The 21,249-nt window shown below is 69.6% G+C and carries 21 protein-coding genes; 6 read left to right on the forward strand and 15 right to left on the reverse strand.

The window, feature by feature from the left end; translation table 11 throughout:
• The first annotated feature begins 204 nt into the window (after positions 1-204).
• Entirely contained in the window at positions 205-1,509 is a 1,305-nt protein-coding gene (locus ABS78_RS12630; protein ID WP_293379484.1) for a lytic murein transglycosylase, read from the forward strand.
• A 16-nt stretch (positions 1,510-1,525) separates the two neighbouring features.
• On the opposite strand, the gene ABS78_RS12635 is transcribed toward ABS78_RS12630, so the two are convergent.
• Positions 1,526-2,215 (reverse strand): hypothetical protein, encoded by a 690-nt coding sequence (locus ABS78_RS12635; RefSeq protein ID WP_293379487.1) that lies wholly within the window; start codon positions 2,213-2,215, stop codon positions 1,526-1,528.
• Positions 2,216-2,356: 141 nt separating this feature from the next.
• Between ABS78_RS12635 and ABS78_RS12640 the strand changes: the two genes are divergently transcribed.
• On the forward strand, positions 2,357-3,388 hold the full coding sequence (locus tag ABS78_RS12640; RefSeq protein ID WP_293379490.1) for an aspartate-semialdehyde dehydrogenase: 1,032 nt from the start codon (positions 2,357-2,359) through the stop codon (positions 3,386-3,388).
• Positions 3,389-3,772: 384 nt separating this feature from the next.
• Here ABS78_RS12640 and ABS78_RS12645 read toward each other — a convergent pair whose 3' ends face one another.
• The 3 genes from ABS78_RS12645 to ahcY all read right to left on the reverse strand — a co-directional run bounded on the left by ABS78_RS12645 (position 3,773) and on the right by ahcY (position 7,285).
• Positions 3,773-4,900, reverse strand: a complete 1,128-nt coding sequence (locus ABS78_RS12645; protein ID WP_293379494.1) for a serine hydrolase domain-containing protein — start codon at positions 4,898-4,900, stop codon at positions 3,773-3,775.
• A complete protein-coding gene (locus ABS78_RS12650; RefSeq protein ID WP_293379497.1) occupies positions 4,897-5,742 on the reverse strand; it encodes a PfkB family carbohydrate kinase in 846 nt (281 codons plus the stop codon). Before ABS78_RS12650 ends, ABS78_RS12645 begins: the two co-directional genes overlap by 4 nt.
• A 151-nt stretch (positions 5,743-5,893) precedes the next feature.
• Positions 5,894-7,285, reverse strand: a complete 1,392-nt coding sequence (ahcY, locus tag ABS78_RS12655; RefSeq protein WP_293379500.1) for an adenosylhomocysteinase — start codon at positions 7,283-7,285, stop codon at positions 5,894-5,896.
• Positions 7,286-7,440: 155 nt separating this feature from the next.
• Here ahcY and bioB point away from each other — a divergent pair, with 155 nt between their 5' ends.
• Positions 7,441-8,448, forward strand: a complete 1,008-nt coding sequence (gene bioB / locus ABS78_RS12660; RefSeq protein WP_293379503.1) for a biotin synthase BioB — start codon at positions 7,441-7,443, stop codon at positions 8,446-8,448.
• A gap of 7 nt (positions 8,449-8,455) precedes the next feature.
• On the opposite strand, the gene ABS78_RS12665 is transcribed toward bioB, so the two are convergent.
• Positions 8,456-8,839 (reverse strand): hypothetical protein, encoded by a 384-nt coding sequence (locus ABS78_RS12665; protein WP_293379506.1) that lies wholly within the window; start codon positions 8,837-8,839, stop codon positions 8,456-8,458.
• Between the two features lie 160 nt (positions 8,840-8,999).
• Here ABS78_RS12665 and ABS78_RS12670 point away from each other — a divergent pair, with 160 nt between their 5' ends.
• Both ABS78_RS12670 and ABS78_RS12675 read left to right on the forward strand, forming a co-directional pair.
• Positions 9,000-9,926, forward strand: coding sequence for an ABC transporter ATP-binding protein (locus ABS78_RS12670; protein WP_293379510.1), 927 nt, complete (start codon positions 9,000-9,002; stop codon positions 9,924-9,926).
• Positions 9,923-10,684, forward strand: a complete 762-nt coding sequence (locus tag ABS78_RS12675; RefSeq protein WP_293379513.1) for an ABC transporter permease — start codon at positions 9,923-9,925, stop codon at positions 10,682-10,684. The genes ABS78_RS12670 and ABS78_RS12675 overlap by 4 nt, the downstream gene beginning before the upstream one ends.
• A 32-nt stretch (positions 10,685-10,716) precedes the next feature.
• Here the strand turns inward: ABS78_RS12675 and ABS78_RS12680 are convergent, their stop codons facing one another.
• Genes ABS78_RS12680 through ABS78_RS12700 form a run of 5 tightly spaced genes read right to left on the reverse strand, consistent with a single transcriptional unit; the run spans position 10,717 to position 14,213 of the window.
• Positions 10,717-10,992 carry an HPr family phosphocarrier protein gene (locus tag ABS78_RS12680; protein WP_293379736.1) on the reverse strand — a complete coding sequence of 92 codons (276 nt, stop codon included), beginning with the start codon at positions 10,990-10,992 and terminating at the stop codon, positions 10,717-10,719.
• A gap of 1 nt (position 10,993) precedes the next feature.
• The gene (locus ABS78_RS12685) at positions 10,994-11,398 is read right to left on the reverse strand and encodes a PTS sugar transporter subunit IIA (protein WP_293379516.1); all 405 of its coding nucleotides are present in this window, start codon (positions 11,396-11,398) and stop codon (positions 10,994-10,996) included.
• A 58-nt stretch (positions 11,399-11,456) separates the two neighbouring features.
• Positions 11,457-11,897 (reverse strand): HPr kinase/phosphorylase, encoded by a 441-nt coding sequence (locus tag ABS78_RS12690; RefSeq protein ID WP_293379519.1) that lies wholly within the window; start codon positions 11,895-11,897, stop codon positions 11,457-11,459.
• On the reverse strand, positions 11,897-13,531 hold the full coding sequence (locus ABS78_RS12695) for a stimulus-sensing domain-containing protein (RefSeq protein ID WP_293379522.1): 1,635 nt from the start codon (positions 13,529-13,531) through the stop codon (positions 11,897-11,899). Before ABS78_RS12695 ends, ABS78_RS12690 begins: the two co-directional genes overlap by 1 nt.
• A complete protein-coding gene (locus ABS78_RS12700) occupies positions 13,500-14,213 on the reverse strand; it encodes a response regulator transcription factor (protein ID WP_293379525.1) in 714 nt (237 codons plus the stop codon). The genes ABS78_RS12695 and ABS78_RS12700 overlap by 32 nt, the downstream gene beginning before the upstream one ends.
• Positions 14,214-14,387: 174 nt before the next feature.
• Here ABS78_RS12700 and ABS78_RS12705 point away from each other — a divergent pair, with 174 nt between their 5' ends.
• Positions 14,388-16,085: a hypothetical protein gene (locus ABS78_RS12705; RefSeq protein WP_363083188.1), complete on the forward strand. Its 1,698-nt coding sequence runs from the start codon at positions 14,388-14,390 to the stop codon at positions 16,083-16,085.
• A gap of 110 nt (positions 16,086-16,195) precedes the next feature.
• Here ABS78_RS12705 and pnp read toward each other — a convergent pair whose 3' ends face one another.
• From pnp to ABS78_RS12730, 5 genes are all read right to left on the reverse strand, one after another.
• A complete protein-coding gene (pnp, locus tag ABS78_RS12710; RefSeq protein WP_293379531.1) occupies positions 16,196-18,334 on the reverse strand; it encodes a polyribonucleotide nucleotidyltransferase in 2,139 nt (712 codons plus the stop codon).
• Between the two features lie 319 nt (positions 18,335-18,653).
• Entirely contained in the window at positions 18,654-18,923 is a 270-nt protein-coding gene (gene rpsO / locus ABS78_RS12715; RefSeq protein WP_293379534.1) for a 30S ribosomal protein S15, read from the reverse strand.
• A 17-nt stretch (positions 18,924-18,940) separates the two neighbouring features.
• Positions 18,941-19,870, reverse strand: a complete 930-nt coding sequence (truB, locus tag ABS78_RS12720) for a tRNA pseudouridine(55) synthase TruB (RefSeq protein ID WP_293379537.1) — start codon at positions 19,868-19,870, stop codon at positions 18,941-18,943.
• A 2-nt stretch (positions 19,871-19,872) separates the two neighbouring features.
• Positions 19,873-20,310 (reverse strand): 30S ribosome-binding factor RbfA, encoded by a 438-nt coding sequence (rbfA, locus tag ABS78_RS12725; protein WP_293379540.1) that lies wholly within the window; start codon positions 20,308-20,310, stop codon positions 19,873-19,875.
• 126 nt (positions 20,311-20,436) lie between these two features.
• Positions 20,437-21,219: a dienelactone hydrolase family protein gene (locus ABS78_RS12730; protein ID WP_293379543.1), complete on the reverse strand. Its 783-nt coding sequence runs from the start codon at positions 21,217-21,219 to the stop codon at positions 20,437-20,439.
• Positions 21,220-21,249 lie beyond the last annotated feature (30 nt).

Below are 21,249 nucleotides of genomic sequence, written 5' to 3' on the forward strand. Positions count from 1 at the left end.
CGACCTCAAGCTCGGCGCTTCCGACCAAGCCCCCTCCACCCTGCTATGCAGGGTCCCCCTCCCCCCGTGGGGGAGGAGGAATGGCGCCGCAAAGCCACCACGAGCCCCTAGCAGCTTCTGAGATGGGCCGGTTCCGGGATGGCCCGGTTCTGGGATGGCCCCGGGGGATTGGGCCGAGGCCCGACACACCCTAGATTCAGTCGGATGCGCACTCGTCTTCCCCTATTCCTCCTCCTGGCCGGCTGCGCCACCCCGGTGGCGCCGGCGGCCTCGGCCCTCCAGGCCGTTCCTCATTCGGCGACGCCCGCCGCCGCAGACGCCGCACGTCCGGCGCAGGCCTCGGTGGCGCCCCCGACGGCGTCCGGCGACATGATCTTCGACGCCTGGGCCTCGGACTTCCAGGGCCGCGCCCTGGCCGCCGGGATCGACCCCGCCGTGTTCCGGCGCGAAATGGCGGGCCTGACGCCCGATCCGCGCATCGCGGCGCTGGATTCGCGCCAGCCCGAATTCTCGAAGCCCATCGGCGATTATCTGAAGGGCGTGGTCACCGCCGATCGCGTGACCATCGGCCAGCGGCGCCGCGCCGACGTGGCGGAATTCGGCGCCATCGAGAGCCGCTACGGCGTGCCGCGCGACATCCTGATCGGCATCTGGGCGCTGGAGAGCGGCTACGGGTCGATCCAGGGCGACAACGACGTGCTGCGCTCGCTGGCCACCCTGGCCGCGCAGGGCCGCCGCCGCGCCTGGGCCGAGGGCGAGATGATCGCCACGCTCAGGATCATCCAGTCGGGCGAGCATCCGCGGTCGCGGCTCAAGGGCTCGTGGGCCGGGGCGATGGGGCAGACCCAGTTCATCCCCTCCACCTATCTCGCCACGGCCGTGGACCAGGACGGCGACGGGCGGCGCGACATCTGGGGCTCGCGCGCCGACGCGCTGGCCTCGGCCGCCAACCTCCTGGCCAAGGCGGGCTGGACACGCGGCCAGGGCTGGGCGCGCGAGGTCACGGTTCCGGCGGGCTTCGACTTCGGCCTGACCGAAGGACCGCGCGAGACCCCCGCATGGTGGGCCGACAAGGGCGTGCGGCCGGCCGACGGGCGGCCGTGGTCGGCGGCGGACCAGGCGGCCAAGGCCCAGCTGGTGGCGCCGGCGGGCGCCGGGGGGCCGCTGTTCCTGCTGCTGCCCAACCACTTCGTCCTGCGCCAGTACAACAACAGCCTGGCCTATTCCCTGGGCGTGGGCCTGCTAGCCGACCGTCTGGGCGGCGGGGCCGGGGTGGTGCGGCCCTGGCCGGCGGAGACGCCGCTCAGCCTCGTGGACCGCATGACGGCCCAGCGGGCGCTGGCGGCCCTGGGCTTCGATCCGGGCGCGCCGGACGGGGTGGTCGGCATGGGCACCCGCCGGGCGCTGCGCGAGTGGCAGAAGGCCCGAGGCCTGACCGCCGACGGGTACCTCTCCGGCGACATGGTGCGACGCCTGCGCGACGAGGCCGCCGCGAAGCCGGCGCGCTAGACCAAGGGGCGCCAGACTACGGCGTGTCCGGCGCGAGCGCCGCCGCCAGCTCCAGGAGCCGTGCGGCCACCCGGTCTGGATGGGTGATCATCGCCAGATGGTTCAGCCGCTCGCGCCGCACGGGCCAGCCCAGGGCCTCGGCCCGCGCCGCCGTGTCGTCGTAGGCGCGGCTGAACTGGAGGTAGGCCTTGGGCAGGACCTCCCATTCCGAAGCCTCGGGCGCGGGCGCCTCCAGGAAGGCGAAGGGCGTGCGCGGCAGGTCCGCGACGAACGCCGCCCGCGCGGCCGGGTCGGGGATGAGCCGCTCGCTCGGGTCGGCGTCGAACCACTCGGTCCAGGGCCGCAGGCGGCCGGCCTCGGTGCGTTCCCGCAGGCGACGGGCGAGCTCGGGCGGGGCGTTGTCGATCACGCTGACGCCGGGATGGGGCAGGATCGCGTCGGCGAAGATCAGCCCGGCGAGGGTGGGCGACTGCCGGGCGAGGGCGGGAGCGAAGCCGCCTGCGCCGCTGTGCAGGACGGCGATCCAGGGGGCTCCGGCCATCCGCCCGCCGACCTGATCCGCCACGCGCGCGGCCACGCCCCCGTACCAGTCCGGCCCCCGGACGCCGCCGTAGTCGGCGGCCAGCGCGCCCGACAGCCGCCCGGCGACGGCCCGCCATCCGGACGGGCCGGTGAAGGGACTGGGGATCAGGATCAGTCGGGCCACGGATCGTCCTTCTCTCGCTTGCTCTCGGGGGACAGGCGGATGGGCCCGGGGGCAGGCCGCCCGATGTTGCCTTGCCTGGCCGCAGGGCGTAACGGGACGCTCCTTCAGACTTCAAGCCTTCAGAGTTTCAGGAGACGACCGATGGGTTATCGGGTCGCCGTCGTCGGCGCCACGGGCAACGTGGGCCGCGAGATGCTGAACATCCTCGAGGAAGTGAACTTCCCCGTGGCGAAGATTCACGCCATCGCCTCGCGCAAGTCCATCGGGGTCGAGGTCTCGTTCGGCGACAGGATCCTGAAGTGCGAGGACGTCGAGCAGTTCGACTTCTCGAAGGTCGACGTGGTCCTGATGAGCGTCTCGGGCTCGTTCTCGAAGGAATGGTCGCCGAAGATCGGCGCCGCCGGGCCCATCGTGATCGACAACTCTTCGGCCTGGCGGATGGACCCCGACGTGCCCCTGGTCGTGCCCGAGGTGAACCCGGACGACGTGACCTGGGCGAACCGCAAGAACATCATCGCCAACCCGAACTGCTCCACCGCCCAGCTGGTGGTGGCGCTGAAGCCCCTGCACGACCGCGCGAAGATCAAGCGCGTGGTGGTGGCGACCTATCAGTCGGTCTCGGGCGCGGGCAAGGAAGGCATGGACGAACTCTGGGACCAGACGAAGGGGATCTTCGTCCTGGGCCCCAGCGAGCCCAAGAAGTTCCCCAAGCAGATCGCCTTCAACGTGATCCCGTTCATCGGCGCGTTCCTCCCCGACGGCTACACCGACGAGGAAGCCAAGATGTGGAACGAGACCCACAAGATGATCGATCCCGAGATCAAGCTGACGGTCACCTGCGTCCGCGTGCCGGTGATGGTGGGCCACTCCGAGGCCGTGAACATCGAGTTCGCCGAGCCGCTGGACGAGGACGAGGCGCGCGACATCCTGCGCGAGGCGCCGGGCCTGATCGTGGTCGATAAGCGGGAGCCCACCGGCTACGTGACGCCCAAGGAAGTCCAGGGCGAGTTCCCGGTCTACGTCAGCCGCATCCGCAACGACCCCACCGTCGAGCACGGGCTGTCGATGTGGGTGGTGGCCGACAACCTGCGCAAGGGCGCGGCCCTCAACGCCGTCCAGATCGCCCAGCTGCTGCACGAGCGCGGGCTGCTGCGCCAGACGACCGCCGCCTGATCCGAGCCCGGCCGGGGGGCGAGGCTGTCGGCGCCGCCGGGCGATGGCGCGCGCCGTTCGCGTGACATGCGAAAACGCATAACGATCAGGCGAAATCGCTGATCTGTGCAGTGTTCAGATGCTGGTAGACAGAGGGTGTCCACACGGACGGCCCCGCTCCCCCGGGGTTCCCACCCGAAGACCCACGAAAGGTGCGTCTCATGCTCTCTCGCATCCAACGCCAGTTCGACCGCCTGGTCCCCGGCTACCTCCTCGGCCTGGGCCTGATCGCGGCCTTCGCGACCGCCGGCCTCGGCGCCTGACGCGCGGGCTTTCCCGTACGCGTCGGAGAAGGGCCCTTCGGGGCCCTTTTTCGTGGGCGCGGATTTGCGGGGCGAGGGCCGTCTACAGCGCCGCGTAAGCGGCTTCGATCAGCCGCTTCGGCCGTGCGTCGCCCATCAGGGCCGCGCCCTGGCGGTTCATCACATAGGCGCCGCCCAGACGTCGTTCCGGGTCGGCGAAGGCGCAGGCGCCGCCCCACCCGGAGTGGCCGAAGGTCTCCGCCCCCGGCCCCCAGGGGAAGTTCGGGGCGTTGCGCATCACCCCCGCCCCCCAGCTCATCACGAACGGCAGGACCAGGTCCTGGCCGACGATGCGTTCGCGGGCCATCTCGGCGACCAGGGCCGGCGACAGGATCTCGCCGCCGTCCAGCCAGCCGTCGGCGGCGAGGGCGCCCATCAGCCGGGCCAGCGCCTCGGCGGTGGCGTAGCCGTTGGTGGACGGAACCTCCAGGCGCCGGTACTCGGCGCCCGCCTTGCCGGCGGCCGACGACCAGGGGGCCAGGAACGCCGCGCGGGTGGCGTCGTTGATCTCGCCGAACTCGGGCAACGCGCCGGGCCGCTGAAGCTCGGAGAGGCGGTCCTCGACGCCGTCGGGCAGGCCGATCCAGAGGTCGAGGCCGTAGGGCGCGCCGATGTCCTCGCGGAACGCCCGGCCGATGGTGCGGCCGTCAACGCGCCGGAAGATCTCGCCCACGACGTAGCCCACGGTCACGGGATGGTAGCCGCTGGTCGATCCGGGCGGCCACATGGGCGGCATGGCCGCGAGCCGCGCGCAGATCGCGTCCCAGTCGGCCCAGAGCGCCGGGTCCATCGGCTCGGGGAAGCCCGGGAGGCCCGCCTGGTGCGAGATGGCCTGCTCGACCGTCACCCCGGCCTTGCCGGCCTGGCCGAACCCGGGCCAGACGTCGGCCACCGGCTGGGCGTAGTCGAGCCGTCCGGCGTCCACGAGGCGGGCGATCATCAGCGCGGCGACGGCCTTGGTCACCGAGAAGACGGCCGTCAGCGTGTCGGCGGCGAACGGCCGGCTGCGGGCGCGGTCGGCCCAGCCGCCCATCAGGTCCAGCACCACCTCGCCGCGCTCGACCAGGGTGAAGCGGGCGCCCAGCTCGGCGCCGGCTTCGAAGCTGGCGGCGAAAGCGTCCTTGACGGCGGCGAAGCGGGCCGGGGCGAAGCCCGTGATCTCAGCGCTCATAGGCGCTCAATACGCACTTCCGCGGTGGGTTTCACGATCCGATCGGCCAGGGCGACGATCGGAAGCTCGGACGCCCTCCAAGCCTTGGCCGCGGCCACCGCCTCGGCCGCCGCGCGGGCGGCGCGCTCGGCGGCCCGCACGGGCTCCAGACCCTCGATCAGGCCGGCGCCGAAGCTGGCGGTCACCAGATCGCCCGTGCCGCTGGGCGCGCTGGCTTCGCGCCGGTGGGCGAACAGCACCGCGTCCTCGCCGTCCACCAGCAGGAGGCCGATCTCGTCGTCGCCGGCCGGGACCGAGGTGACCAGGGCGGGCCGTCCCAGCGCACGGGCCGCCCGTCGGGCCTCGGCGACGGTCTCGATCTTCTGGTCCGCCAGGAAGCCCAGCTCCCAGAGGTTGGGCGTGATCCAGTCGGCCAGGCCGACCAGGCGACTCTCCACCTGCTCGGCCACCTCGTAGGTCACGTAGAGGCCCTTGGGCGCGTCGCCCAGGATCGGGTCGACGATGACCAGGGGGCGCGCGCCCGCGGCGGCGGCGTGGTCGGCGTCGCGGACCCGCTCGATCACCCCGGCGGCGATCTCGACCTGCTCGGGATCGGAGAAGTGACCGGTGATGATCAGGTCGACCATGCCGAACAGGGCGTCGGCCTCGATGTCGCCCAGCATCCGCCGGAACACGTCGGGCGAGGTGACCTCGCCACGGCCGCCCCGGGCGGGCGTGCGGCCGAACATCACCGTGGGCGCCAGGACCGGGTCGATGCGGTGCGCCGCCAGCACATATTGCTGCGCCGCCCCGCCGATGCGGGACGCGGCGACGAACGAGGAGAGGATGAGGGCGAGGGGCACGAAAATCGCCCCTAACGCAGCCCCTTGCGGCGAACCAGCGATATTCTACCAGAAATGGTGAATAACGTCGAATTAACTACCTATGGTAATCGATCGTTAACCCTGCGCGCGCGGCGCGCAGGGTTGCGTCCGATCCGGGACCCGGCCGGGTTCAGTACCGGTAGTGCTCGGGCTTGAAGGGGCCCTGGACCGTCACGCCGATGTAGTCGGCCTGGTCCTTGGAGAGCGTGGTCAGCCTGGCCCCCAGCTTCTCGAGGTGGAGCATGGCCACCTTCTCGTCGAGGTGCTTGGGCAGGGTGTAGACCTTCTTCTCGTACTTGGCGCCGTTCACCCACAGCTCGATCTGGGCCAGGGTCTGGTTGGTGAAGGAGGCGCTCATCACGAACGAGGGGTGGCCCGTGGCGTTGCCCAGGTTCACCAGGCGGCCTTCGCTGAGGACGATGATCTTCTTGCCGTCCGGGAATTCCACGTGGTGGACCTGGGGCTTGATCTCGTCCCACTTGAAGTTCTTCAGGCCGGCGATCTGAATCTCGGAGTCGAAGTGGCCGATGTTGCAGACGATGGCGTTGTTCTTCATCCGCCGCATGTGGTCGACGGTGAGGACGTCCTTGTTGCCGGTGGCCGTGCAGAAGATGTCGCCCTTGTCGGCGGCCTCTTCCATCGTGACGACCTCATAGCCCTCCATCGCCGCCTGCAGGGCGCAGATCGGGTCGATTTCGGTGACCATGACGCGGGCGCCGCCGTTGCGCAGCGAGGCGGCCGAGCCCTTGCCCACGTCGCCGTAGCCCAGGACGACCGCAACCTTGCCGGCCAGCATCACGTCGGTGCCGCGGCGGATGGCGTCCACGAGGCTTTCGCGGCAGCCGTACAGGTTGTCGAACTTCGACTTCGTCACGCTGTCGTTGACGTTGATGGCGGTGAAGGGCAGCTCGCCGCGCTCGTGCATCTGGTACAGGCGGTGGACGCCCGTCGTGGTCTCTTCCGACACGCCCTTACAGGCGTCGCGGATGGCGGTGTAGAAGCCGGGCTTCTCCTTCAGGTACCGCTTCATCACCGCATAGAGGGCTTCTTCTTCCTCGTTCTGCGGGTTGTTGAGGATCGAGGGGTCCTTCTCGGCCTTGGGCCCCAGCACGCAGAGCAGGGTGGCGTCGCCGCCATCGTCCAGGATCAGGTTCGGGTAGCCGCCGTCATGCCACTCGAAGATCCTGTGGGCGTATTCCCAGTACTCCACCAGGGTCTCGCCCTTGATGGCGAAGACCGGCGTGCCCTTGGCCGCGATGGCGGCGGCGGCGTGGTCCTGGGTCGAGAAGATATTGCAGGAGGCCCAGCGCACCTCGGCGCCCAGCGCCTGGAGCGTCTCGATCAGCACCGCGGTCTGGATCGTCATGTGCAGGGAGCCGGCGATGCGGGCGCCCTTGAGCGGCTGGGCCTTGCCGTATTCGGCGCGCGTGGCCATCAGGCCCGGCATCTCGGTCTCGGCGATTTCGATTTCCTTGCGGCCCCAGTCGGCCAGCGACAGGTCCTTCACGACATAGTCGGTCATCTTCGATCCTGATCGGAGTGTCAGCGTTGACGGCCCCTATAGCCGCGCGCCCGCGAGGGATCAACTTTCACATAAAGAAATCTTTATACGACTTTCGTTGCCCGCCGCAGCGTGACCGGTCTATCCGAGCCGTTCCTTCCGTGGAGTAAAGACCCATGAATGCGCCCCTGCGTCCCTTTGGGCAGAGTGCTTCGGGCCGTATCGCCGACCCCGCCGAGCCGCGTCACGACTGGACACTGGAGGAGATCGAGGCGCTGTTCGAGCTGCCGTTCACCGAGCTGGTGTTCCGGGCCGCGGAGGTCCACCGCCGCTGGTTCGACCCGGCCGAACTGCAACTGTCCCAACTGCTGTCGATCAAGACGGGGGGCTGTCCCGAGAACTGCGGCTACTGCAGCCAGTCCCAGCACTTCAAGACGGCCACCAAGGCCTCGAAGCTGATGGACGCCGACGCCGTGATCGCCCAGGCCGCCGAGGCCAAGGCCGGCGGCGCGCAGCGGTTCTGCATGGGCGCCGCCTGGCGCGACGTGAAGGACCGGGACCTGCCCAAGGTCGCGGCCATGATCTCGGGGGTGAAGGCCCTCGGCCTGGAGACCTGCGCCACGCTGGGGATGCTGACCCCCGACCAGGCCAAGGCGCTGAAGACGGCCGGCCTCGACTACTACAACCACAACCTGGACACCGGCCCGGACTATTACGACCAGGTCGTCACCACCCGGACCTACCAGGACCGCCTCGACACCCTGGCCGCCGTGCGCGACGCGGGCATGAGCACCTGCTGCGGCGGCATCGTGGGGATGGGCGAGACCCGGCGCGACCGCGCCGGCCTGCTGCACCAGCTCGCCATCCTGCCCTCGCATCCCGAGAGCCTGCCGATCAACGACCTGATGCCCATTCCGGGCACGCCGCTGGGGAATTCCGAGGCGGTCGATCCGCTGGAGTTCGTGCGCATGATCGCGGTGGCGCGGCTGGTCTGCCCCAAGTCGATGGTGCGCATCGCCGCCGGGCGCGAGCACATGTCGAAGGAGCTGCAGAGCCTCTGCTTCCTGGCCGGCGCCAACTCGATCTTCGTCGGCGCCCGCCTGCTGACCACCGACAACCCCGGCCGCAACGCCGACGACGCCCTGCTGGCCGACCTGAAGATGCGGCCGATGGGAACGGCGTAGGACGAGCCTACTCGCCCGATCCCGCCCAGATCTCGATACGATAGAAGGAGGGATCGACGTTGAGCGCGGGCGAGATGCTGATGTCGAGGGCGATGGGCACCATGCTTTGCCGGTCATTCCGAGGGGTGACCGAGTACTCGATGGTTTTGCCTGACCGCACCATCGGCACGACGATCTCATCGTCTATCCGATCCTTGCGCTCGGCGACCGCCTCCGGCACGAAGATGATGTTCTCATCGCGCTCCGTGCCACCGAACATCGCGGGCAACATCAGGATTGCGACAAGATCCCCGCGTTCGACGGCGCGCCACGCCTTCTCACGCGTGTCCAGGGCCGAGTAGTCCGCGCCCGTCGCCGCGCTTACCGAGACGATCTCCACACGCACCTCCATCACAGGACTCCCAGAAACATTGGCACGGCTCCAATTTTTGCACCCCGCGGCGCAAGCTGCTGACATGTCCTGACACCGTGCGCCATTAGACCGACGGTTGTCGGGGGGAGGCTAGCTCCGCCGTCCTCAGAACCCTATCTCGGATAGCCGAGGAGAACGCGTGCAGCCGATCATTTCCATCCAGGGCCTGACGAAGACCTACGCCGGCGGATTCCAGGCCCTGAAGGGCGTGGACCTCGACATCCGCAGGGGCGAGATCTTCGCCCTGCTCGGCCCCAACGGGGCGGGCAAGACGACGCTGATCGGCATCGTCTGCGGCCTGGTCCGGATGAGCGGCGGCACGGTCACGGCCGACGGGCACGACATCCAGAAGGACTTCCGCGCCGCCCGGGGCAAGATCGGGCTGGTGCCGCAGGAGATCTCCACCGACGCCTTCGAGACCGTATGGGCCACCATGAAGTTCAGCCGGGGCCTGTTCGGCAGGGCGCCCGACGACGCGCACCTGGAGCGGGTGCTGAAATCGCTGAGCCTCTGGGACAAGCGGGGCGAGAAGATCATGGCGCTCTCGGGCGGCATGAAGCGGCGGGTGATGATCGCCAAGGCGCTGTCCCACGAACCCGACATCCTGTTCCTCGACGAGCCGACCGCGGGCGTCGACGTCGAGCTGCGCCGCGACATGTGGGAGATGGTCCGCGGACTGCGCGAGCAGGGCGTCACCATCATCCTGACCACCCACTACATCGAGGAGGCCGAGGAGATGGCCGACCGCATCGGCGTCATCTCGCACGGCGAGCTGATCCTGGTGGAGGAGAAGGCGGTGCTCATGCGCAAGCTGGGCAAGAAGCAGCTCACGATCCAGCTCCAGGCGCCGCTGGCCGCCGCGCCCGACATCCCGGGGTTCCCGCTGGAGCTGGGGGCGGAGGGGACCGAACTCACCTACGCCTTCGACGTGCAGGCGGAGAGCACGGGGATCGCCGAGCTGATGAAACGGCTGGCCGAGCGCGGGATCGACTTCAAGGACCTGCGGACCCACGAGTCGAGCCTGGAGGACATCTTCGTCAGCCTGGTGCGGGGAGGCCGCGCATGAACCTGCACGCCGTCCGGGCCATCTATCTCTTCGAGATGCACCGCTGGCTGCGCACCATCGTCCAGAGCGTGGCCGCGCCCGTCATCACCACCTCGCTCTATTTCATCGTCTTCGGCGCGGCGATCGGCAGCCGGATGCCGCAGATCGACGGGGTCAGCTACGGCGCCTTCATCGTGCCGGGCCTGCTCATGCTGTCGATCCTGACCGAGAGTATCTCGAACGGCTCGTTCGGGATCTACATGCCGAAGTTCTCGGGCACGATCTACGAGGTGCTGTCGGCGCCGGTCTCGGCGGCCGAGGTGGTGACGGGCTATGTGGGCGCGGCCGCCACCAAGTCGATGATCCTGGGCCTGATCATCCTGGCCACCGCCCGCCTCTTCGTGCCGTTCGAGATCAACCACCCCTTCGTCATGCTGGCCTTCCTGGCGCTGACGTCGGTGACCTTCGCCCTGTTCGGCTTCCTGACCGGCATCTGGGCCGACGGGTGGGAGAAGCTGTCGATCATGCCGACGCTGGTGGTGACGCCGCTGGCCTTCCTGGGCGGCAGCTTCTACTCGATCGACATGCTGCCGGGCGTCTGGAAGACGATCGCCCTCTTCAACCCGGTGGTCTACCTGGTCAGCGGCTTCCGCTGGAGCTTCTACGGCACGTCGGACGTGGGGGTGGGGGTCAGTCTGGCGGCCACCCTGGGCTTCCTGGCGCTGTGCCTGGCGGCGGTGACGGTGATCTTCCGGACGGGCTGGCGGCTGAAGACGTGACGCGAAATTGCTCCCCTTCTGGGGAGGAATGTCTACTCGTCTTCTTCGAACCGGCCCCGGACCAGGGCGGTGAGGGCGGCGATGGCGGCGAAGGCGTCCTCGCCGCGAGCCTCGATGTCGATGCGGCAGCCGGGCGAGGCGGCCAGCATCATCAGGCCCATGATCGACCGGGCGTCGACGGTCTGGCCGTTGTTGGTGACCTGGACCTCGGCGTCGAAGGTCCCGGCCAGCTTCACGAACTTCGCCGAGGCGCGGGCGTGCAGGCCGCGCTTGTTGACGATCTCGACGGTATTGCGCGCGACGGTCAGCTCACTTCTCTCCGGCCAGGACGTAGGAGGCCACGGAGATGTACTTTCGCCCGGCTTCCTGCGCCGCCGCAACCGCGTCTTCCAGGCTGAAGCGGCTGCGCACGCTGGCCAGCTTGATGAGCATGGGCAGGTTCAGCCCGGCGATCACCTCGGCCTTGGTCTGCTCCATCACCGAAATGGCGAGGTTCGACGGCGTGCCGCCGAACATGTCGGTGAGCAGGACGACGCCCGCGCCGCTCTCGACCCGCTCGCAGGCGACCAGGATGTCCTGGCGGCGGCGTTCCATGTCGTCGTCGGGGCCGATGCAGATGGCCTCGACGGCGACCTGCGGCCCGACGACGTGCTCCATCGCGAACACGAACTCTTGCGCGAGCCGGCCGTGCGTGACGATCACGAGGCCGATCATGCCGAACAGTCCAAAGGGTATCCCCACCCGATGGCCCCATGAACGGGGGCGAGCCCAGCTAGATACCTCTCTTGCGCGCGGCGTCAAAGGCTTCGAGGGCGCGGCCGAGTTTCGCAGGGGCCGACAATTCGAAGGCCGCCGCAGTCAGGAGTGGAACCTCGATGCCGGAAATCGCCTCGGTTGCAGGCTCGGGCATGCGCTCGGGCGTCCCGAGGCGAACGACCAGCCCGATCTCGGCGAAGGCCACGGGCTCCACGGGGATCACCCCCAGCCCGCGCGCCTCGATCAGGCCCCGCAGCGGCGCGGGCGCGCGGCCGAAGACGCGCCCGTCTGCGGCCCAGACCAGCACGCGGTCGTCGGCCACCAGGCGAAAGCCCCAGTCCAGCGCCCGGAGCGCCAGATCGCTCTTTCCCGCGCCCGAGGGCCCCTCGATCAGCGCGCCCAGCCAGCGGCCGCGGATGCGGCGCGCGATCAGGCCGGCATGGCGGATGTCGTCCATCAGGCCCCGGCCACCGGCAGGATCAGGGTGAAGATCGCGCCGATCACGCGATTGTCGGCGCCGAGCTGGTTCTCGGCCCGCAGGGTCCCGCCGTGGGCGGCGGCGATCTGGCGGGCGATCGACAGCCCGAGGCCGGAGTTGCCGCCGAACGCCGCGCCCTTGGGCCGCGAGGTGTAGAAGCGTTCGAAGATCGTCTCGAGGTTCTCGGGCGGGACGCCCGGTCCCCGGTCGGCCACCGTGACGATGGCCTCGCCGCGCACGCGCACCAGGCCCACCGTGACCATGCCGCCCTTCGGGCTGAACGACCGGGCGTTGTCGATCAGGTTGCGGACGATCTGGCCCAGCGGCCCTTCGCGGCCCATCACGGTGACGGTCTCCGAACCCTTGTGGGGGGCGAACTCGACGGTCACGTCGCCGGGCTTCGCCGTGGCCTGATAGATACCCGCGATGTCGGCGATCAGCCGCCGCAGGTCGACGGCCCGCGGCTGGTCCCGCGACAGTTCGGCGTCGAGGCGCGAGGCGTTGGAGATGTCGGTGACCAGCCGGTCCAGCCGCTGGACGTCGTTCTTGAGCACGTTCAGCAGGCGCTCCCGCGCCGCGGGGTCGGTCACGAGGTCGAGGGTCTCGACCGCGCTGCGCAGCGACGTGAGCGGATTGCGGATCTCGTGCGCCACGTCGGCGGCGAAGGCCTCGATGGCGTCCATCCGCTCGGACAGCGCCTGGGTCATGGCCTCCAGGCTGCGGGTCAGGTCGCCCACCTCGTCGTCGCGGCGGGCGAGATCGGGCAGAGAGATGGCCCGGGCGCGGGCCTGGCGCACGCGGTCTGCGGCGCGGGCCATCCGCAGCACCGGCTGGGCCACCAGGCGGCTGATGAGCAGCGACGAGGCCAGGGTGACCGCCACGGCGATCAGGATGAAGGGGACCAGGGCCGCCCGCTCGCGCGCGATGATGGCGTCGACGTCGCTGGCCTCCAGCGTCACCACGCCCAGCACCGCGCGGACGTGCCGGATCGGGATCGACACCGACACGACGCGCCGTCCGCGGTCGCCCTGGCGCATGCCCGCCCAGGCGCGGCCCTGGAGCGCGGTGGACACCTCGCCCTGCAACGCCTGCTGGATCTGGTCGCGGGTGGGCGCGCGCGCCGGCGGCAGCAGGCGGAAGTCCATCGGCTGGTCGTCGCGGGCGCGGGCCGGCGGCAGCACGCGGCGCTCGACCTCGTCGGCCATCCATTCGCTGTCGGCGACCAGCCGGCCTTCGCTGTCGAAGAGGCGGGCGCGCTGGGCCCTTGGGTTCGACAGGGTCTGGAGCAGCTCGGTCGCCAGGGCGGCGTCCATCTGGGGCGTGGGCTCGCCCACGGTGGCGGCCTGGTTCAGGATCGAGGCGATCAGCTCGCCCTGGGTCGTCAGGCTGTCGATGCGCGCGTTGACCAGGCCCCGACGCAGCTCGTTGAGCACCAGGGCGCCCGAGACCAGGATCATCAGGCCCAGCAGGTTCAGGATCAGGATCAGCCGGCCGAGCCGCGAGCCGGGCAGCCCCGGAAAGCGGCGGCGACCAGCCGTCCGCTTCCGGAACGGCCGACCTGCCGAGTCGGGACCTGCCGGATCAGGATTCGCGGTATCGGTAGCCGACGCCATAGAGGGTTTCGATCGCGTCGAACTCAGGGTCCACCTCGCGGAACTTCTTCCGCATGCGCTTGATGTGGCTGTCGATGGTGCGGTCGTCGACATAGACCTGATCGTCGTAGGCCGCGTCCATCAGGTTGTCGCGGCTCTTCACGAACCCCGGACGCTGGGCCAGCGACTGGAGGAGCAGGAACTCGGTGACCGTGAGCTTCACGGGCTTGCCGTCCCAGAGGCTCTCGTGCCGGGCGGGGTCGAGGGTGAGCTTGCCGCGCTTCAGCGCGCGGGAGTTGGGGTCGCCGGCCGCGGGCGGCGGCGCCTCGTCGCCCTCGCCCCGGCCGCCCCGGCGCAGGATGGCCTTCACCCGCTCGATCAGCAGCCGCTGGCTGAACGGCTTGTGCATGTAGTCGTCGGCGCCCAGGTTGAAGCCCAGGATCTCGTCGATCTCCTCGTCCTTGGACGTCAGGATGATCACGGGCACGTCCGAGGCGCGGCGGAGGCGGCGCAGCACCTCCATCCCGTCCATGCGCGGCATCTTCACGTCGAGGATCGCGAGATCGGGCGGATCGTTCTCAAGCGCGGCGAGGCCCGAGGCGCCGTCGTAGTAGGCCTTCACCGTGTGCCCGTGGCTCTCCAGCGCCAGGCTGACGGACGTGACGATGTTCTCGTCGTCGTCCACGAGGGTGATCTTCGCCATGTCCGGTGGAACTCTCCTCAGCTCGTCGGGAGAAGGTATTGAGCCTTCACCGTGTTCTCAATGGGGCCGCCCGTTCGGGGGCGGACCAAGTCAATACGACTTTAAGCTTATTCGCAGAACGTCGGCCCCTTCGTAGGGGGATGCAGGGGGGCCGCGGGCATGGATGGGTCCCGGGTGCATTTCGAAGTCTTCGTCCGCAAGGTCGCCGGCGGCCCGTGGACGCTGGACCGCGCCACGGAGAGCCGCGCCGCCGCGATCGAGATCGCCGAGGGGCTGATGGCGGCGGGCCGGGTGGCCGCCGTGCGCGTCAGCAAGGAAGTCTTCGACGAAGAGACCCGCGAGTTCAACAGCGTCGTCATCCTGAAGCTGGGCCAGGCCGAGGTGGTGGCCAAGGCCCGGCCCCAGGTCGAGGCCCAGCCGCTCTGCGTCACGCCCCAGGACCTCTACACGCTGCACGCGCGCGAGCGGATCGGCCGCCTGCTGGAGGGCTGGCTGGAGCGCAACAACGCCACGCCGTTCGAGCTGCTGCATCGCCCCGACCTGGTCGAGAAGCTGGAGGCGTCGGGCGTCGACCTGCAACACGCCATCCAGAAGATCGCGGTGCCCGAGGCGCATGCGCGGGCGATGTCGGTGCACGAGCTGATCCGCGTCTTCCAGGCGCTGGTGGAGCGCGCCATCGAGCGTCTGCTGAAGGACCACCGGCGCGGCGCGCTGCCCAACCTCGACAAGGAAGGCTTCGCCCGCGCCGCCGACCGGCTGGCGACCGACGCCGAGCGCGGCTACCTGCTGGGCGCCGGGGTGGCCGCCTCGATCGCCGCGGCGGCGAGCTGGGCCGACAAGGTCGAGCGCCTGCTGGACCTGGCCGATGCGGCCCCGGCGAAGGGGCAGGGCCGGCCCCTCGCGCTGTCCACCCTCCAGCAGCCGCTGGCCGAGATCCTGGAGGCCAAGCCGGGCATCACCGACGTGCTGGGCAAGGGCCAGGACCTGGGCGCCAGCCTGGCGGCCATGACCCGCCTGGTGGCCTACGACGCCGTCCAGAAGCTCATGGCCATCGAGCCTTCGGTGTCGCGCGTCATGCCCGAGCTGTCGCCTCTGGCCGTTCGCCTGGCCGGCTGGCTGAGCGGCGAGATCTTCCAGGACACCCGCGCGGCCATCGGGCGGCGCATCCTGCGCGAGCTGAAGGGCCCCCGGCGCCTGTGCCCCGGCGAGGCCGCCCGCGAGATCGACATCCTGCGCGCGCTGGCCATGTCGCTCACGGCCGCCGCCGGCAAGCTGATGCCCCTCGAGGAGGTGCAGGACGCCTTCGCCGCCCGCTCGAAGATGCTGGTGACGGGCGACTTCGTGGAAGCCTACCTGGGCCAGGGCAAGAGCGCCCACCAGGAAGTCGAGGCGCTGGTCTGGCTGGCCGAGAACGTGATCGGGGCCGCGAACAAGCGGCTGGCGGCCGGCTGGCTGAAGGCCGTCGTCCAGTCGCTCCGTTTCGAGAAGGAGATGACCGGCGCCGACGAGACCCCGGGCGTCCGCCTGGCCCAGCTCGCCGCCCTGCACCGCGCCGCCGGGCGCTGCGGCCTGGCGACCGCCGACAGCCAGCCGGTCCAGGAGAAGCTGGGGGAACTGGGCGGCCGGATCGAGAGCCACGCCCGGCTGGCGGCCAGCGTCGCCCAGGCCAAGGCGCCCCTGGTCCACCGGCTGACGCTGCTGCTGAAACTGGCCGCCGGCGAGGCCGCCCCGCTGGGGCCGGCCGCCAACCGCGCGCGGGTCGAGGCGCTCAAGCTGTTCCGCCTGGACGCCACCCGCGCCGAACTGGCCGAGCAGCCCGAGCAGATGCGTCAGGTCCGCGACCTGATCGAACAGGCGGGCCTGGCGGCCTGAGGGCTTCGACGACCGTCCGCGGCGGTCTTCGGATTGCTCCGGAAGCGCGAAGAAGAAAGGCGGCCGGGTCGCCCCGGCCGCCTTCATCCGTTCGGGAATGACGCCCAGGCCTACGCCTCGGCGGATTCCTCGGCCTTTTCCGACAGGTCCTCGCCCGTCTCCTGGTCGACGACCTTCATGGAGAGGCGGGTCTTGCCGCGGTCGTCGAAGCCCAGCAGCTTGACCTTCACCGACTGGCCTTCCTGCAGCACGTCCGAGACCTTGTTCACGCGCTCGCGGGAGATCTGGCTCACGTGGACGAGGCCGTCCTTGGCGCCGAAGAAGTTCACGAACGCGCCGAAGTCGACGATCTTGACCACCTTGCCGGTGTAGATCGTGCCCACTTCCGGCTCGCTGGCGATCGACTTGATCCAGTCGCGGGCCGCGTCGATCTTGGCCTGGTCGGCGGCCGCGATCTTGATCGTGCCGTCCTCGCCGATGTCGACCTTGGCGCCGGTTTCGGCGGTGATCTCGCGGATCACCTTGCCGCCCGAGCCGATCACTTCGCGGATCTTGTCGACCGCGATCTTGATGGTCTCGATCTTGGGCGCGAACTCGCCCAACTCCTGGCGGGGCGCCTCGAGGCCCTTGTTCATCTCGCCCAGGATGTGCTCGCGGCCGGCCTTCGCCTGCTCGAGCGCCTTCTTCATGATCGCCTCGGTGATCCCGGCGATCTTGATGTCCATCTGGAGCGAGGTGATGCCGTCGGCGGTGCCGGCGACCTTGAAGTCCATGTCGCCCAGGTGGTCTTCGTCGCCCAGGATGTCCGACAGAACGGCGAAGCCGTCCGACTCCAGGATCAGACCCATGGCGATGCCCGACACCGGCTTCTTGATCGGCACGCCGGCGTCCATCAGGGCCAGCGAACCGCCGCAGACCGTGGCCATCGACGACGAGCCGTTCGACTCGAAGATCTCGGACACGAGGCGGATGGTGTAGGGGAACTCGTCATAGGCGGGCAGCATCGGGCGGATGGCCCGCCAGGCCAGCTTGCCGTGACCCACTTCCCGACGGCCGGGCGCGCCCATGCGGCCGGTCTCGCCCACCGAGAAGGGCGGGAAGTTGTAGTGCAGCATGAACTTCTCGTAGTACTTGCCTTCGAGAGCGTCGATCAGCTGTTCGTCGTCGCCGGTGCCCAGGGTGGCCACGCAGAGCGACTGGGTCTCGCCGCGGGTGAACAGCGCCGAGCCGTGGGCCCGGGGCAGCACGCCCACTTCGCAGACGATCTGACGGACCTGGTCCACCTTGCGGCCGTCGATGCGGACGCCGGTGTCGAGGATGTTGCGGCGGACGACGTCGGCCTCGAGGTCCTTGAAGATGGCGCCCAGCTTGTCGGGCGCGAGGCCGGCCGGGTTGTCGTCGGACTTGCCGAACTTGGCGACCGCCTTCTCCTTGGCCGCGCCGACAGCGGCGTGGCGCTCCATCTTGGCGACGATCTTGTAGGCGGCGGCCAGGTCCTTGCCGATGGCCTTCTTCACTTCGGCCTTGATGGCGTCGGTGTCTTCCGGCTCGAACGCGAAGGGCTCCTTGGCGGAATGCTCGGCCAGCTCGATGATCGCGTCGATCACCGGCTGCATCGACTTGTGGGCGAAGGTGACGCCGCCCAGGACCTGCTCCTCGGAGAGCTCCTGGATCTCGGATTCCACCATCATCACCGCGTCGTGCGTGCCCGCGACGACCAGGTCCATCTGGCTGTCCTTCTGCTCGTCGAGCGTCGGGTTCAGCACGTATTCGCCGTTCACGTAGCCGACGCGCGCGGCGCCGATCGGACCCATGAAGGGCGCGCCCGAGATCACCAAGGCGGCCGAAGCGGCGACCAGGGCGACGATGTCGGGATCGTTCTCGAGGTCATGCGCCAGCACCGTGGTGACGACCTGGACCTCGTTCTTGAAGCCCTTCACGAACAGCGGGCGGATCGGACGATCGATCAGGCGGCTGGTGAGGGTCTCCTTCTGCGAGGGCGCGCCCTCGCGGCGGGGGAAGCTGCCGGGGATCTTGCCCGCGGCGTAGAACTTCTCCTGGTAGTTCACCGTGAGCGGGAAGAAGTCCTGACCGGGCTTCGCGCTCTTGGCGAAGACGGCGGTCGCCAGGACCATGGTCTCGCCGTAGGTGGCCAGGACGGCGCCGTCGGCCTGACGGGCCATGCGGCCGGTTTCGAGCGTGAGGGTCTTGCCCCCCCACTCGAGCGTCTTTCTTTTGATGTCGAACATTTCTGCTTCTTTCTGGTCTCGCGGGCGTATTCCCAGCGAGCGCGGACAGGAGATCGTCTCTACGAATCCTCTCCAGTGAACAGGCGGTGAGAACCCCCTCGGGCCCTCGGCGTGTGTGGAGCGCGCCAACTACAAAGCGGCTGGCTCCGGCGCCGCATTCGCCCCCCGGCCTGTGAACGGAGGAGCGGCCCCCGAAGCCCTCCGAGGACGGCTTCGAGGAAGCAGGGACGGGAGCGCGATCACGTCGCGCTCCGATATGAAACGGACCCGGTTCCCACCCACGATGCAACAGGGGCGGGAAACGGGTCCGGTCGAAAGACTAGCGGCGCAGGCCGAGCTTCTCGATGAGCGCCTGATAGCGAGCCACGTCGGACTTCTTCAGGTGGTCGAGGAGCGAACGGCGGGCGGAGACCAGCTTCAGCAGGCCCCGGCGCGAGTGGTTGTCCTTCTTGTGCGTCTTGAAGTGCTCGGTGAGGTTCGAAATCCGTTCGGACATGATCGCCACCTGCACTTCGGCGCTGCCCGTATCCGCGTCGCCGCGGGCATGGGTCTTGATGACTTCGGCTTTACGTTCGGCCGTGATCGACATCGGAGTCTCCAGCTCGGCTAAAGATTGAAGACCCGCGACGGCTCGAGCCGGCCGGCGCGCATCTCGCAGAGCGCCACCATCATCCCGCCCGCCATCGCGGAAACGGTGCGCGAGCCGGGTTTGAGCCCGGCCTTCACCGCTTCGACCTGTCGGGGAACGAGAACGATCGATCGTCCCTGCTTCAATCGGAAGGCGTCTTCGTCGGTCACGGCCAGCACCGGGATGTCGTCCAGTGCGGTCTCGACCGGAAGCAGGGCCTCCGACTGGCGGGCCTCATAGCTCAAATCCTCAAGCATTTCCAGCGTCACGGCGTTCTGCGTCGTGAAGCCGCCCACACGCGTGCGGCGAAGCTCGCTCACATGCCCGCAGGCCCCGAGCGCTTCGGCGATGTCGCGGACCAGGGCGCGGACATAGGTCCCCTTGCCGCAGTCGGCCTCGAGCGTGACGTGGTCGGCGTCCGGGACGTCGGCGACGCGCAGGTCGAACACGTCGATCTTCCGCGAGGCCAGTTCCACGGTCTCGCCCGCCCGGGCCAGGTCGTAGGCGCGCTCGCCGTCCACCTTGATCGCCGAATAGGCCGGCGGGACTTGGTCGATTTCGCCGATGAAGCGCGACAGGACGGCCTCGACCTCGCCGGCCGCCGGCCGCACGTCCGAGGACGCCAGCGTCTCGCCCTCGCGGTCGTAGGTGGCGGTGGTGCGGCCCCAGGCGATGGTGAAGCGATAGGCCTTGTCGGCGTCGACCAGGAACGGGACCGTCTTGGTCGCCTCGCCCAGGGCGATGGGCAGGACGCCGGTGGCCAGCGGATCCAGCGTGCCGGCGTGACCCGCCTTCTGGGCGTCGAACAGCCGCCGGATCCGGCCGACGGCGAAGGTGGACGTCAGGTCGTAGGGCTTGTCGAGGTTGATCCAGCCCGAGATCGCCTGGCCCTTCTTGCGGCGGGCCATGCCTAGTCCTCGTCCTTCCAGCTGTCCGAAGGCGCATCCGGCGTCAGGTCCTGGCGCACGCGCGGATCGTCGAAGAGGCGCGCCATCCGCGCCGCCTCGTCGAAGGTCTCGTCGTGACGGAAGTGCAGGTCGGGCGTGAACCGCATGTCGATCATCCGGCCCAGGTGGCCGCGGACGAACTTCGAGTGCTTGTTCAGCGCCTTGACCACCTCGTCGGCGTTCTCGCCGCCCAGAGGTTCGACGAAGACGGTGGCGTGACGCAGGTCGGCGTTCACCCGCACCTCGGTCACGGTCACCGACACGCCGGCCAGCACCGGATCGTTGATCTCCTCCTCGCGGAAGATCTCGACGAGGGCGTGGCGCACCAGTTCGCCGGCGCGCAACTGCCGCTGCGACGGACCCTTGGGCGCCGCGCGGCCGTGGGATTGGGGTCGTTTCATGGAAATTCCGCCTCGAAACCTGACGGGCGGATCGGACACCCGTTCAGGAAAGCGGCGGCTTCTAGTTCATGCCCCTGGCGTTGTCATCCGGGTTCTGGCCGCGCGGAACGAACGTGGGGCGGCGCGTCAGGCGCCCGTCCGCTCCCGGAAGAACGCGATCACCCGCTGCTCGGCCGCCTTGGTGGGGCCGTCCTCCTTCAGGTGCAGGGTCAGCACCGAGTGCGGCGGGATCAACGCCGGGGCGGCGTCCTCGTCCTCCAGCTCGATGGCTTCGAAGCGGTCGCCCAGCTCGCGGCGATAGGTCTCGAAGCGGGCGTCCGGGACCAGCTTGTCGCTCTTGAACCGCAAGCCGATCACCGACAGGTCCTCGGCCGCCAGCCGGCCCTTCACGCACGACAGCTCCTCGCGGGAGACGCCGATCGTCGGCGCTCCCTTGCGGCCGACCGGAAGCGACGGTTGCGAGAGCACCGGGGCCACGACGCTGGGATCGGTCATCATCGCCAGGGCGAAGCCGCCCGTGAAGCACATGCCCACCGCGCCCACGCCCTTGCCCCCGCACTCGCCGTGGGCCTGGCGCGCCAGCGCCCGCAGCCAGTCGACGACCGGGCTCGACCGGTCTCCGCGCCAGACGAGGAACTCGCGCCGCATGCACAGCACGCCCAGCATCGTGGCCGTGACATAGCCGCGATCCACGGGCCGGCCGGGCTGGCCGAACAGGCTGGGGCAGAAGACGGTCATGCCCGCCTCGGCCACCCGGTCCGCGAACCGGATCACCTGGGGGTGCAGCCCCGGCATCTCGTGCATGACGACGACCGCCGGGCCGGCGCCGCGCCGGTAGACCGGGAAGGTCCGGCGATCGTGCGTGAAGTCGAACTTCGTGTAGGCGCCCAGCGCCGCCTCGTGTCCCATGCCCCGCTCCCTCTCGTGGGCGGGAGCTTA

This window comes from Phenylobacterium sp. SCN 70-31, from assembly GCF_001724605.1.
Lineage (GTDB): Bacteria > Pseudomonadota > Alphaproteobacteria > Caulobacterales > Caulobacteraceae > Phenylobacterium.